Genomic DNA, 13684 nt, shown 5'->3' on the forward strand with positions numbered 1-13684 from the left:
GGCTATTTTCCGAGCGCCTGCGCCAGCGGTTGGTCGGCGAGATTGTCGATGAACCAGTTGGGATAGACAGGCGCCGGCACGGTCTCGGCATCGAGCGCCGAGATCTCCGCCGCCGTCAGAGCGAGATCGGCCGCGCCGAGATTGTCCTGGAGCTGGTGCGGCTTAGAAGCGCCGAGCAGCACGCTGGTCACGGCCTTTTTCGAAAGCAGCCAGGCGATCGCCACCTGTGCCACGCTCGCACCATGTGCGTCGGCGATCGCACGCATACGCTCCACCAGCTTGAAGCCGTGCTCCTTGTCGAAGGGCAGGATGTCGAAGCCGGAATAGCGGTTGTCCGGATCGCCGAGATTGTCGCGGGTGTACTTGCCCGAGAGGAACCCCGAGGCGAGCGGGCTCCAGACCGAAAGCCCAAGCCCGTAGCGCTGCATCATCGGAACGACATCGCGCTCCACGTCGCGGCCGAGCAGCGAATAGTGCATCTGGCCATGGGTAAAGGGCGCCAGTCCGTTGGCCTTCTGGATTTCCAGCGCCGCCGCCACCTTCCAGGCCGACCAGTTGGAAAAGCCGATGTAGCGTACCTTGCCGGAACGTACGACCGCATCGAGCGCGACAAGCGTCTCCTCGAGCGGCGTATGCGGGTCTTCCTTATGCACGATGTAAGCGTCGATCCAATCGGTACCAAGGCGCTTCAGGCTCTCGTCGACCGACCAGAGAATGTGACGGCGCGACAGACCGGCCTGGTTGAGCGACGTGCCGGTGCGGAAACCGACCTTGGTGGCGATCACCATCTCGTCGCGGCGGGACTTGAGCGCCGCACCCAGGATCCGCTCCGATTGGCCGGAGGCATAGGCGTCGGCCGTGTCGAAGAAATTGATACCGGCATCGAGCGCCTGCCCGACAAGGGCGTCGGCAGCCTTTGCATCGGTCTTGTAGATGGCGCCGAGGCTGCGGTCGCCGGCGGTAAACGTCATCGCCCCGAAGGCGAGGCGCGAGACCACCAGACCGGTATTTCCAAGCGTCGTATACTGCATGTCGTTCTCCATCCTCTGAGAGACAGGTTGCGGTTGGAAAGACCATGCCAAGGTTGATTGCCATGAAAAACCATAGCTCTCTTGATAGGCTTGGAAGATTTGCTTCATAATCGCCCGATGGCGAACGATCCTTTCGACGGACTGAGAGAATTTCTGGCAGTGGCCGAGGCAAAGAGCTTCACTGCCGCGGCAGCGACGCTCGGCGTCACCCCGAACGCCGTCAGCCAGACGATCAAGGCGTTGGAAGCCCGCCTCGGCCTTCAGCTCTTCGTGCGCACCACCCGGCGCGTCGCATTGACCGAGGCAGGCCTCGCCTTCCTGAAGCGCGTGCGTCCCGCCGCCTCGGAGATAGCCGATGCCTATGAGCTGCTTGGCGATTTTCGTGACCGGCCCCTGGGCCATCTCCGGCTGACCGTGCCGCGCATGGCGATCCCGCTGGTCCTGACACCGCTGCTGCCACGCTTCCGAGAGGCCTATCCCGACGTGAAGGTGGAAATCTCGATCGACGACGCGGCCGTCGACATTACCGAACGCGGCTTCGACGCCGGCATCCGCATCGGCGAAGCGGTCGAGCGCGACATGATCGCGGTCCGGCTGACGCCCGACATCACCTGGGCGGTGATCGGCTCGCCCTCCTATTTCGCCAGGAATGGGCGGCCGCAAACGCCCGAGGACCTGACGCGCCACGAGGCGATCCGCTATCGCTATCCGGCATCCGGCACGATTTACCGCTGGGAGTTCGAGCGGGAGGGACGCGACTTCTCGGTCGACGTGCCCGGCGGGCTGACCGTCAACGACTTCCAGATGCTCATGGAGATGGCCGAGGCCGGCACCGGGCTCGCCTATGTGCCTGATCTCTCTGTGCGCGACGCAATATCGGCCGGTCGCCTCGAACGGGTGCTCGAGGTCTATCTGCCGAAGTCGCCGGGTCTGTTCATCTATTTTCCGGCGAAGGCCCAGACCCAGCCGAAGCTGCGGGCCTTTCTCGACATGGCGGCAAGAGTCATGCGGGAGCGGAAATAGCTCCGCGGCTCACCGTCCGCGGAAAACCACCGCACAGGCCTCGCCGCCGCCAAAGAGCCGCGATCGCGTCAGGAACCGTTTCTCCCGTCCGTTGTCGAGCGAGAACATGCCGCCCCTGCCCGGCACCACGTCGATGATCAGTTGCGTGTGTTTCCACACTTCGAACTGGCTGGCGCTGATATAGAAGGGCACGCCGCCGATCTCGCCGAGCTTCACGTCGTTGTCGCCGACGATGTAATCGTCGGCCGGATAGCACATGGGCGACGAGCCGTCGCAACAGCCGCCGGACTGGTGAAACAGGATATCCGGATGGTCGCGCCGGATTTCGGCGATGAAGCCGAGCGCCGCATCGGTTGCAACCACACGCGGCTCGTTGATCCCGGTCACTCCCGTCGTTTCGGCGGACATGGCAAACCTCCTTTCCCGATGGGCGTCGTCTGGCATTGGCCGGCTGAGGCGCGGGTGGAGAGCACGCCTCAGCCGTTGGTCGAGCGAGAGGAAAAGGAGGAGAATACCCGCCCTCCCGCTCCTGTTGCCTTCCCCGGGCGGCGGGGAAGGCAGATCCCGATCAGAAGAAGCCGAGCGCCTTCGGGCTGTAGCTCACCAGCATGTTCTTGGTCTGCTGGTAGTGGTCGAGCATCATCTTGTGCGTCTCGCGGCCGATGCCGGACTGCTTGTAGCCGCCGAAGGCCGCATGGGCCGGATAGGCGTGGTAGCAATTCGTCCACACGCGCCCGGCCTGGATCTCGCGGCCGAAGCGGTAGCAGCGATTGGCATCGCGGCTCCAGACCCCGGCGCCAAGGCCGTAAAGCGTGTCGTTGGCGATCTCCAACGCCTCGGCTTCCGTCTTGAAGGTGGTGACGGAGACGACAGGCCCGAAGATTTCCTCCTGGAAGATGCGCATCTTGTTGTGCCCGCGGAAGACGGTCGGCTTGACGTAGAAGCCTTCCGACAGCTCGCCTTCGAGCACGTTGCGGCCGCCACCGGTCAAGACTTCAGCGCCTTCCTGCTTGCCGATGTCGATATAGGAGAGGATCTTTTCAAGCTGTTCGCTCGACGCCTGCGCGCCGATCATCGTGGCGCTGTCGAGCGGATTGCCCTGGCGGATCGCCTCGACCCGCTTTACCGCCCGTTCCATGAAGCGGTCATAGATGCTTTCCTGCACCAGCGCGCGGCTTGGGCAGGTGCAGACCTCACCCTGGTTCAGCGCGAACATGGCAAAGCCTTCGAGCGCCTTGTCGAAATAGTCGTCGTCCTCAGCGAGCACGTCGGCAAAGAAGATGTTCGGCGACTTGCCGCCGAGCTCCAGCGTTACCGGAATGAGGTTCTGGCTGGCATATTGCATGATCAGCCGCCCGGTCGTCGTCTCGCCGGTAAAGGCGATCTTGGCGATGCGCGGGCTGGTGGCGAGCGGCTTGCCGGCCTCGAGACCAAAGCCATTGACGATGTTGAGAACACCGGCCGGCAGGAGATCGCCGATCAGATCCGCCCAGACGAGGATCGAGGCTGGGGTCTGTTCGGCCGGCTTCAGCACGACGCAATTGCCCGCGGCAAGTGCCGGCGCCAGCTTCCAGGCGGCCATCAGGATCGGGAAGTTCCAGGGGATGATCTGGCCGACGACGCCGAGCGGTTCATGGAAATGATAGGCGACCGTGTCGTGGTCGATCTCGCCGATCGAGCCTTCCTGTGCGCGGATGCAGGCCGCAAAGTAGCGGAAATGGTCGATGGCGAGCGGAATATCGGCGGCCATGGTCTCGCGGATCGGCTTGCCGTTGTCGAAGGTTTCCGCGCGAGCAAGCAGTTCGAGATTGTCCTCCATGCGGCCGGCGATCTTCATCAGGATGTTGGAGCGCTCGGCGGCCGACGTCCGGCCCCACTTCTCGCGAACGGCATGGGCGGCATCGAGCGCCAGCTCGATATCGGCGGCATCCGAGCGCGCCACCTGGCAAAGCACGCCGCCGGTCACCGGCGTGGTGTTGTCGAAGTAGCGGCCGGCCACCGGCTCGCGCCATTCGCCACCGATGAAGTTGCCGTATTTCTGCTTGAACGGGCTTTCGACGATCTTCTGATGCAGCATGGTCATTCCTCCCTGAAAACCAGCAACGGGGCTGTGAGGAGGAGCGTGGAGCGGATCGGTTGTCTTCGATAGTGAGGCGCGATCGCCCGCGACGCGATCTGTTTCAGAATTGAGACAGACGGGCGTGGGGCGTCGTGCTGCAATGCAGCAAGCGGGGGAACGGAGACGGTTGGAAGCTGCCCCTCATCCCCTGCCGGGACCTTCTCAAGCGGCGCTCGCTGAGGTCAACGGCTACCTGGCGGCGGCGACTCTTGCTCACCACCGAAGCCATGTCTTCAAAAACCCAAGGCCCCGGCACCCTGTGTGGTCGCGGCCCGTCACGTCCCCTCTCCCCGCCTGCCGGGAGAGGGTTAGGGTGAGGGGCAACTTCCGCGTTGACGGGTCAATTCACCTGGAGCCGCTTCATCTTGCGGTAGAGCGTGGCGCGGCTGATGCCGAGCAGTTCGGCGGCCATCGAGACGTTGCCGTTGGCACGCGACAGCACGCGGCGAAGGGCGGCGCGTTCCGCATCGGGAAGCTCGGCGGCGTCACCCGAGGTATCCTCCCGCAGCAGATCGGAGGCCGGAACGCCGGCCGCAATGCGTTTGTCGTCGAGATCGAGCCATTGCCGGGCCGCTCGCGTGGCGCCGAGCACGAGGTCGTCGCGGTCGACCGCAAGCAGCGCCGGACCGGCGCGATCGACCGGAACGAGCACGATGCGCGCGCCGGCAAAGGCGCGGCGGAAGAGGCCGGCCTCGATGCGTCCGGCCGCGTCGCGCACCGCCTGTGACAAGAGCGACATCGTCATCTCGGAGGCATCCGCGCGGCAGGTGGAGATGTCGATGGCCGCGGCCAACCGGCCGAGATGGTCGCGGATCGGCGCGGTGGTGCAGCTGAGGCCGATGTTGCTGCTGAGGAAGTGCTGGTCGCGCTGGATGACGACGGCGCGCTCGTCGGCGATCGCCGTGCCGATGCCGTTGGTGCCGACGCTCGCCTCGCTCCAGACCGTTGCCGACCAGAGCCCGACATCACGAAAATCGGCATCGTCGCCGACGGCGCCGCGGCGTTCCAGCGCCACGCCCTTGTCGTCGGTCAGAAGCAGGCAGCAGCCGGCCCGACCGACGGTGGCAAACAGCCGGTCGAGTTCACCACCCGCTTCCAGGATCAGCTCGGCCGATCTTTGCCGGGCAAGCTCGAATTCGGCACCGGAAAGCCTCAGCGGCCGGCGCCCCTCTTCGGGCGCAAGGCCATGCAGCGTCATGCACCGCCGCCACGAAGCGGCGATCGGCGAACTCGCGGCCGCCGAAGGCTGATGCGCGACCTTGTAGACATAGTCCGAATGTTCCCTGACGGCAGCCATCGGCTTCCTCCCTGAAAGCGTCGTCCGGCGGAAAGTCGATGCGGCCGATCTCCCAAGCAACCGCATACAAGTGGCGCCACTATAGCCGTCGTTTTCCGTCGAGGTCCAGCCAGACGAAGGTTCGAGGACCGGCATCCGTCAGCGCGTTTGATCGGTGCATCACGCCGCCGATATCGACAGCGGGCCCGAATGTGCTACGCGGAAAGGACCATATTGCCGCGACTCAACCCCACAACAGCCGGTTGCCGCCATGCTTCGTGACTTTTCGCTCCAGAGCCTGTTCATGGGCCTCCTGATCGCCTTCGTCGGCTTTGCCAGCTCCTTCGCCGTCGTGCTTCACGGCCTGAGCGGCGTCGGCGCCAGCGAAGCACAGGCCGCCTCCGGGCTGATGGCGCTGTCGATCTCCATGGGCGTCTGCGCGATCGTCATCAGCGCTGTCACGCGGCTACCGGTCAGTATCGCCTGGTCGACGCCCGGCGCCGCACTCCTCGCAAGCGCCGGTGTCGTAGAGGGCGGCTTCAACGCCGCGGTCGGCGCCTTTCTCGTCTGCGGCCTGCTCGTGGTGATCGCCGGCCTCTGGAAACCGCTCGGCCGCCTGGTCTCGTCCATACCGGCGCCGCTGGCCAATGCAATGCTTGCCGGCGTGCTGCTCAGCCTCTGCTTCGCGCCGGTGAAGGCGATCGCCTTCAACCCGCTGTTCGGCCTGCCGATCCTCATTGCCTGGGCGCTCGTCGGCAGCATCAACAAGCTCTACGCGGTACCGGCAGCGCTGATCGCCTTCGTGCTCGTCATCGCCTTCGGTGTCGAGATCCCGGCCGGCGCCTTCTCCGCCTTGTCCTCGGCGCTCGTGCCAACCGTGGAATTCGTGGCGCCGCAATTCAACGTCGCAGCCATGATCAGCATCGCCCTGCCGCTCTTCATCGTCACCATGGCCTCGCAGAACATTCCCGGCATCGCGGTGCTGAAGGTCAACGACTACCACCCGCAACCCGGACCGCTGTTTGCGACGACAGGCGTCTTTTCGATGCTGAGCGCGCCCTTCGGCGGCCATGCGGTGAACCTTGCCGCGATCACCGCCGCCATGTGCGCCGGCAGCGATAGCCATCCCGACCGCAATCGCCGCTACTGGTCGGCGATCAATGCCGGCGCCTTCTACATTCTCTTCGGTCTGCTTGCCGGCGCCGTCACCACCTTCGTCAGCCTGGCGCCGTCGATCCTGATCGAGGCGGTGGCGGGCCTCGCTTTGGTCGGTGCCTTTGCAAGCTCCGCCATGGCCGCCTTTACCGAGGCAAAAACACGAGAGGCGGCCGCGATTACCTTTCTTGTGACGGCATCCGGTGTCAGCTTCGGCGGCGTTTCCGGTGCCTTCTGGGGGCTGATTGCCGGCGGTGCCATGCTGGCGCTTGCGCGCTTCACCGCCAAAAAGAGCTGAAACCGCGGCAAAGCTTGCATTTGCAGGGGATCTCGTCTATGGAGCGCCCGTCCGCGTAGACACCCTTGGAGGCAACGCGGATGAAGTCCTTGCGACTTCGGTTCTTCCGCACGGCGGACGAACTCTCCAGCATTAGACATAGAAAGGTCTATCCATGAGCCACGCATCCTACGAGCTCAAGGCCGAGACGCGCGAACGGGTTGGTAAGGGGTCCTCCCGTGAACTTCGTCGCAACGGTCTTATCCCGGCTGTCATCTACGGTGACAAGCAGGCCCCCCTTTCCATCGCACTCTCCACCAAGGAAGTGACGATGAAGATCCACGCCGGCGGTTTCATGACCACCGTCGCCACGATCGACGTCAACGGCGAAAAGATCCGCGTCCTGCCGAAGGACTACCAGCTGGATCCGGTCCGTGACTTCACCATGCATGTCGACTTCCTGCGCGTCTCCAAGGACAGCCAGGTTACCGTTGCCGTTCCGGTTCACTTCGAAAACGAAGAGAAGTCCCCGGGCCTCAAGGCTGGCGGCGTTCTCAACATCGTTCGTCACGATGTCGAACTCAACGTTTCGGCCAACGACATTCCGGAATTCCTGACCGTTGACCTCTCCGGTCTCAAGGTCGGCGACGCCGTTCACATTTCCAACATCAAGCTGCCGAAGGGCGCGACCCCGGTCATCACCGACCGCGACTTCACCGTTGCAACGATCGTTGCTCCGGCCGGTGGCGTGAAGGAAGAAGCCGAAGGCGAAGCAGAAGCCTGATTGGCCTCTGGGTGACCGGCGACAGCCGGTCCCGCTGCACTTCATCGAGAGCCCGTCCCATTCGTTTGGGGCGGGCTTTTTGCATTGGCGGCAACCTGCCGTCGCCCGGCCGCAATTCGCCGCGCCTCACGAATTCTCATGAAGCGATTTCAGCAACATTTAAGATTTTGATGATGTCCTTCTGACGGGGAAACTGGGACTTGTCTGAAGAGAATCCTGATATGAGATGCGTGGCAGCAGCGTCTAAGGCGTGCATACGATGATGCACTCCGTGGAGAACCGATTTATTGCGATTGTCTGTGGCGCGATGCTCGTCTTCGTTGCCCCGCTGCTTGCGCTCTTTCTCAGCATTTCCAGCGACCGGATCGCACGTGAACGCCTGCACAACATCGAACTCCTGATGGCGGCGAGCGCCGAGGCGCTCGGCAAGCCGATCTGGGACTTCGACAGCGACGGCATCAAGCACATCGCCCGCTCGCTGATCAACGGCACCGACATCCTCTCCGTCACCATCCGCGACCAATCCGGATCGATCCTCGCACAGCTGCCGGTGGGCGGTGTGATGTCGAGCACCAAGGACCGGATCCTCATCCTGCCCATTTCCTACCAGTCGGTGGATGGACTGAAGGATATCGGCGGCATCGAGGTCCGGGTTCCGACACCGGGTCTGCTGTCGCAGTTCAGCAAGGACGAACTGGCGATCCTCGCCATCCTGCTCTTTGCGGTCGCGATCGTTTTCGCCGCGGCGCTCGTCGGCAACCGTTTCACGGTGATGCGCCCGCTGATGCGCCTGACCGCCGCGATCGAGGCCACGCGCCGGCTCGGATCGCGCCACCGCGTCGACTGGACCTCCGACGACGAGATGGGCGCGCTCGCCGCCAACTTCAACAAGATGCAGGACCGCCTCGAGCGCGAAGAAACCGAACTGAAAAACGCCCACGCGCGCGTCACCGACATCTATAACCTGACGCCGGCCATGCTGTTTTCGCTGGATGTCGACGGGCGCCTGCTCGCCGTCAGCGACTATTGGCTGCTTGCGACCGGCTACAGCCGCGACGACGTCGTCGGGCGCGACTTCATCGATTTCGTCGATCCGCACTGGCATGAAACCTATCGGAGCCACGCCAAGACGATCGCCGTTGCCGATCATGCGATCCGCGAAGTGACCGTGCCCTTCCGCAAGGCCGACGGCGAAGCGATGACCGTGCTGATCCTGGAGACCAAGGCGACCGGCGAGAGCACGCCGTCGCTGTCGGTCATGACCGACGTCACCGCGCTGAAGCAGGCGGAAAGCCGCAACCACACCCAGGCGATCACCGATCACCTGACCGGCCTGCTCAATCGTCAGGGCTTCGAGGCAGCGCTCGACGAGGCGATCACCGAGGCCGATGACTGCGGTATGCAGCTCGGCTGTCTCTTCATCGACCTCGACCGCTTCAAGTGGATCAACGACAATTTCGGCCATGCCGCCGGCGACGAAGTGCTGCGTCAAACGGTAGAGCTCATCCAGGCCGCCCTGCCGCCCGGCGACATCATGGCGCGGCTTGGCGGCGACGAGTTCGCCATCCTGCTTTCCGATCCAAGCGCCGCAGCTCTGGCGAGCGAAATCGGCGAACGAATCGTCACCGCACTGCGCGAACCCATGGTGATCGCCGGCAACGAGCTTTTCGTCAGCGCCAGCGTCGGCATCGCCGTCTACCCGACCCATGCAGAAAACGCCTCCGATCTGCTGCTCAAGGCGGACATGGCGATGTATGCGCGCAAGCACGACGGCAAGAATGGCCTGCAGGTGTTCGACGCCGGCATGCTCGACGCTTCGCGCGAGCGCCACGAGATCGAACAGTGCATCGAGGCCGGGCTGAAGGACGATCATTTCGAGGCCTGGCTGCAGCCGATCGTCAGCCTCGCCGATGGGCAGATCGCCGGCTTCGAGGCGCTGATGCGCCTCAACCACCCGGAAAAGGGCCTGATGCCGCCCGGCAAGATCATCGGCATTGCCGAGGAGACCGGGACGATCGCCCGCATCGGCGACCACATCCTCGAAAAGGCGATCCGCCATCTGGCGGCGATCTCACAACTCGACGGCACACAGAACACCTATCTCGCCGTCAACTTCTCGCCGCTGCAGTTCGAGCTGACGCTGCCGCACAAGCTCGCCGCCCTGCTCCTCAAGCACCATATTTCGCCGAGCCGGATCGTCGTCGAAATCACCGAGGCGGTGCTGATGCTCGACAATCCGGAAGTGCATGCCGTGCTGAAGCAACTCAACGAATTCGGCTGCCGCATCGCGCTCGACGATTTCGGCACCGGCTATTCGTCGCTGAGCTACCTCAACCGCTTCCCGGTCGATATCGTCAAGGTCGACCAGTCCTTCACCCGGTCGCTCAGCTCCGGCACCGCCGACATCCGCCGCAAGAGCCGCATGCTGATCAAGGGCATCCGCACGATCTCGCACCAGATGGGTTGCACGGTCGTCGCCGAAGGCATCGAGACGAAGGAACAGTGGCAGCTCCTGCGCAAGCTCGGCGTCGATTGCGGTCAGGGCTACCTCTTCAGCAAACCGATGCCGGTCGACCGGATGCTGACCATGCTCGAAAGCGACTCCGAGGCAAAGGCGTCCGCTGTGCCGAACATGCGGGCATGAGTCCCCTCGCCCGGTTCCCGGAGCGGACGCGCGTCCAGGCCGGGGATCGTGCATGGGCAACAGGAATGAGCCGTCGCAAGGCGGATGCGGAAGAGGAGGAAAAGGTGTGAAGGCGCTGATCGCAGCATTATTCCTCGGCCTTGCAACGACGGCCGAGGCTCAGACGATCAAGTTCGTCACCGAGGAGTATCCGCCTTACAACTTTTCCACCGAGGCCGGTCCGAGCGGTGCGGCCGTCGATCAGGTCAAGCGCATCATGGAGCGCCTGAAGCTGCCCTACACGATCGAGGTCCTGCCTTGGGCGCGGGCCTTCATGCTGGCCGAGACCGACCCCGCCTATTGTGTTTTCACCACCGGCCACGACGCCGAGCGCGACGGAAACTTCCAATGGGTCGAGCCTTTGCTGATCGACCATATGGTCATGGTCCGGCTGGCCGGTTCCGCGATTGCGCCGGCGTCGCTCGAAGACGCGCATCAGTATACCGTGGGCACGCAGCGCGAGGATTTTTCGGCCTCCTACCTCAAGGAGCATGGTTTCCCCAAGATCGACTACGCCGCCAGCCTCGACTCCAGCCTGAAGAAGCTGATGGCCGGCCGGGTCGATCTCCTGATGACGTCCGAGAAGACCTTCGAGAGCATGCGCGCCGAAGGCAAGCCGGTGGAAGCGGCGCTGGTGCTGGAAGGCAAGCTCTACGGCATCGCCTGCCACCGCGATTTTCCGCGCGATATCGTGGCCGCCATGCAATACGAGCTCGACCGGCTGATCGGCAACGGCACGCAGGACGTGATCTTCCGGCAGTACGGGCTCAAGCCCAATGCCAGCCTGCAGGCGGAGAAATAGGCGTTGACTTCGAGGGTGCGCGATGTCTTTGGATTGCACCACCCCGAAATCATGAATGCATAGCACCATGTTGATCATCGTAGGGCTTGGCAATCCAGGTTCGAAATACGCCGCCAACCGGCACAATATCGGCTTCATGGCCGTCGACGTCATTCATCGCCGCCACGGCTTCGCCTCCTGGTCGAAGAAGTTCAAGGCCGAGATCGCCGAGGGCGAGATCGCCGGCGAGCGTGTTCTGCTGATGAAACCGCAGACCTATATGAACCTGTCCGGCGAAGCCGTCGGCGAGGCCATGCGCTTCTACAAGCTGCAGCCGAAGGACATCACCGTCATCTATGACGAGCTCGACCTGCCGGCCGCCAAGGCGCGCATCAAGGTCGGCGGCGGCCATGGCGGCCACAACGGCATCAAGTCGATCGATGCCCACTGCGGCAAGGACTACCGCCGCATGCGCCTCGGCATCGGCCATCCCGGCGTCAAGGATCTGGTGCACGCCCATGTGCTCGGCGATTTCGCCAAGGCCGACCAGGCGTGGCTGGTGCCGTTGCTCGACGCCATCGCCGACAATGCCGACATGCTGGTACGCGGCGAAGACAGCCAGCTTCTGAACAAGATCGCGCTCGCGACCGGCGGCAAGCCGGAGGCGGAAAAGCCAGAAAGCCCGAAGAAGCAGGGCGCGCAATCGCATATCCACCAGGCCCGCAACGCGGCCCAGCCGAAGAAACTGCCGGCGACAGGCCCGATGGCCGACATGCTGAAGAAGATGTTCGGCTCGAAGGGCGACTAGCTTCCCCTTTCAGGTGCGCGCCCTAGCTTGTGGTCGGGACGGGTCTGCGATCGGCCCGACGATACAAGCCTGGAGCACGCCCGTGAACGACCCGGTGATTGAGTGGCTTCTTGCTTCGGATCCTGCGATCCGCTGGCAGGTGCTGCGCGACCTGCTGGATGCCCCGGAGCCCATCTGGAAGGCTGAACGCGCCAAGGTGGAAACCGAGGGCTGGGGCGCTCGGCTTCTCTCGCATCAGGACGCAGACGGCCAATGGGCCGGCGGCGCCTTCATCCCCGCCGGTTTCGACCCGCACGAGTGGTCCGAACGCGGCCAGCCCTGGACGGCAACCTGCTTCTCGCTGTCGCAACTGAGGGAATTCGGCCTCGACCCGTCGTCCAGCCGCGCCCGGGAAACCGTCGAACTGATCGGCGGCAATTCCCGCTGGGACGAAGGCGGCCAGCCCTATTGGCAGGGCGAAGTCGAGGAATGCATCAACGGCCGCACCGTCGCCGACGGCGCCTATTTCGGCGTCGACGTTTCAGCCATCGTCGAAAGGCTCATCAGCGAAGTCCAGGCTGACGGCGGCTGGAACTGCGAGCGGGCGAACGGTTCACTGCGGTCCTCCTTCGCCTCCACCATCAACGTGCTCGAAGGATTGCTGGAGTTCGAACGGGCAACCGGCGGCACGCCGCAGTCCAGGGCAGCGCGCCGGGCCGGCGAGGACTACCTGCTCAAGCGCCACCTCTTCCGGCGCCTGAGCACGGGCGAACCTGCCGACAAACGCTTCCTGTGCCTTTGCCACCCGAGCCGCTGGCACTACGACATCCTGCGCGCGCTCGATTACTTTCGTGCCGCGGGGCTCCTGAGCGGTGCGGCACCCGATCCCCGCCTCAGCGAAGCGATCGACCATCTGCGTTCAAAGCGCCTCGAAAACGGCACATGGCCGCTCGACTGGCGCCCCGCCGGACGCGTGTGGTTCGACCTCGACGACGGGGTCGACGCCCCTTCGCGCTGGGTGACGCTGAAGGCGATGCGCGTCCTCAAATGGTGGAACAGCCCGGCAAACGCAGCGCCCTGATTTGCTTCGCGCCCAATGGATGGGCTTGGGCCTGAAACCTAGCCGGCTCTATGGGCTGCCAGAAAAATCCGCACCGCCTCGGCCGCATGCACCTTCAGCACCTTCGGCGTGGGAATGGCGCCGTCTCCGAGCAGCATGGCGTCATTGACCGGGCCGCCCATCACCAGCCAGTTGAAGAACCCGCCGGCGACCTCGGCGTCCGCCACCCGGATATCCCCCTTCTCGCCGTAGCGCTTGAAGGCGACCGCCAGCCGCCGGATCGAGCGCATCGGCCCGCGCTCGTGCAGCGCCTCGCCAAGCTGCGGAAAGCGCTCCACCTCGGCGATCACGAGACGCCGAACCTGCATCAGCCGCGGCGTCATGACGATCGAAAGCAGTTGCGTGGCATAGTCGAGCAGGAAGTCCTCGATCGGCTCGTCGCCCAGGGGGTCGGCGACCTGCTCCTGGAATTCGTCTCCTGCCCCACCCGTCATGCTGCGCACGACCTCCAGAAACAGCGCCTCCTTGTTCTGGAAATGGGAATAGACCGTCTGCTTCGACACGTCTGCGGCCGCGGCGATCTCGTCCATGTTGGTGCCGAGAAAGCCGTGCTTGAGGAAAAGGTCGCTTGCCGCCGTCACGATTGCCTTGCGGGTGCGCTCCATGCGCGTCTTGGCGCCGTTGCTCAAAGCTGCCTTCCCCTGCCTG

Annotated in this window: 12 protein-coding genes; 7 read left to right on the forward strand and 5 right to left on the reverse strand. The window is 64.1% G+C overall.

The features are described from left to right. Positions 1-2: 2 nt before the first annotated feature. Positions 3-1031, reverse strand: a complete 1029-nt coding sequence (locus tag C1A35_RS28060; RefSeq protein WP_104667520.1) for an aldo/keto reductase — start codon at positions 1029-1031, stop codon at positions 3-5. Between the two features lie 117 nt (positions 1032-1148). On the opposite strand from C1A35_RS28060, the gene C1A35_RS28065 reads away from it, so the two are divergent. After that, a complete protein-coding gene (locus C1A35_RS28065) occupies positions 1149-2054 on the forward strand; it encodes a LysR family transcriptional regulator (protein WP_104667521.1) in 906 nt (301 codons plus the stop codon). Positions 2055-2063: 9 nt separating this feature from the next. On the opposite strand, the gene C1A35_RS28070 is transcribed toward C1A35_RS28065, so the two are convergent. The 3 genes from C1A35_RS28070 to C1A35_RS28080 all read right to left on the reverse strand — a co-directional run bounded on the left by C1A35_RS28070 (position 2064) and on the right by C1A35_RS28080 (position 5470). After that, on the reverse strand, positions 2064-2462 hold the full coding sequence (locus C1A35_RS28070) for a DUF779 domain-containing protein (RefSeq protein ID WP_104667522.1): 399 nt from the start codon (positions 2460-2462) through the stop codon (positions 2064-2066). Between the two features lie 160 nt (positions 2463-2622). Then, positions 2623-4131, reverse strand: a complete 1509-nt coding sequence (gene adh, locus C1A35_RS28075) for an aldehyde dehydrogenase (RefSeq protein WP_104667523.1) — start codon at positions 4129-4131, stop codon at positions 2623-2625. A gap of 382 nt (positions 4132-4513) precedes the next feature. Continuing rightward, positions 4514-5470 carry a helix-turn-helix domain-containing protein gene (locus tag C1A35_RS28080; protein WP_104667524.1) on the reverse strand — a complete coding sequence of 319 codons (957 nt, stop codon included), beginning with the start codon at positions 5468-5470 and terminating at the stop codon, positions 4514-4516. A gap of 250 nt (positions 5471-5720) precedes the next feature. On the opposite strand from C1A35_RS28080, the gene C1A35_RS28085 reads away from it, so the two are divergent. The 6 genes from C1A35_RS28085 to C1A35_RS28110 all read left to right on the forward strand — a co-directional run bounded on the left by C1A35_RS28085 (position 5721) and on the right by C1A35_RS28110 (position 12997). After that, entirely contained in the window at positions 5721-6902 is a 1182-nt protein-coding gene (locus C1A35_RS28085) for a benzoate/H(+) symporter BenE family transporter (RefSeq protein ID WP_104667525.1), read from the forward strand. 154 nt (positions 6903-7056) lie between these two features. Then, positions 7057-7665 carry a 50S ribosomal protein L25/general stress protein Ctc gene (locus tag C1A35_RS28090; RefSeq protein ID WP_104667526.1) on the forward strand — a complete coding sequence of 203 codons (609 nt, stop codon included), beginning with the start codon at positions 7057-7059 and terminating at the stop codon, positions 7663-7665. Positions 7666-7924: 259 nt separating this feature from the next. Then, positions 7925-10309: an EAL domain-containing protein gene (locus C1A35_RS28095; RefSeq protein WP_104667527.1), complete on the forward strand. Its 2385-nt coding sequence runs from the start codon at positions 7925-7927 to the stop codon at positions 10307-10309. A 106-nt stretch (positions 10310-10415) separates the two neighbouring features. Continuing rightward, positions 10416-11150, forward strand: coding sequence for a substrate-binding periplasmic protein (locus tag C1A35_RS28100; RefSeq protein ID WP_104667528.1), 735 nt, complete (start codon positions 10416-10418; stop codon positions 11148-11150). Positions 11151-11217: 67 nt separating this feature from the next. Continuing rightward, a complete protein-coding gene (gene pth / locus C1A35_RS28105; protein ID WP_104667635.1) occupies positions 11218-11937 on the forward strand; it encodes an aminoacyl-tRNA hydrolase in 720 nt (239 codons plus the stop codon). 82 nt (positions 11938-12019) lie between these two features. Continuing rightward, positions 12020-12997 carry a squalene cyclase gene (locus C1A35_RS28110; protein WP_104667529.1) on the forward strand — a complete coding sequence of 326 codons (978 nt, stop codon included), beginning with the start codon at positions 12020-12022 and terminating at the stop codon, positions 12995-12997. 38 nt (positions 12998-13035) lie between these two features. Here the strand turns inward: C1A35_RS28110 and C1A35_RS28115 are convergent, their stop codons facing one another. Further along, positions 13036-13665: a TetR/AcrR family transcriptional regulator gene (locus C1A35_RS28115; RefSeq protein ID WP_234823040.1), complete on the reverse strand. Its 630-nt coding sequence runs from the start codon at positions 13663-13665 to the stop codon at positions 13036-13038. Positions 13666-13684: the final 19 nt, after the last annotated feature.

The organism is Ensifer adhaerens (genome assembly GCF_002940685.1).
GTDB classification, from domain to species: Bacteria; Pseudomonadota; Alphaproteobacteria; order Rhizobiales; family Rhizobiaceae; genus Ensifer; species Ensifer adhaerens_E.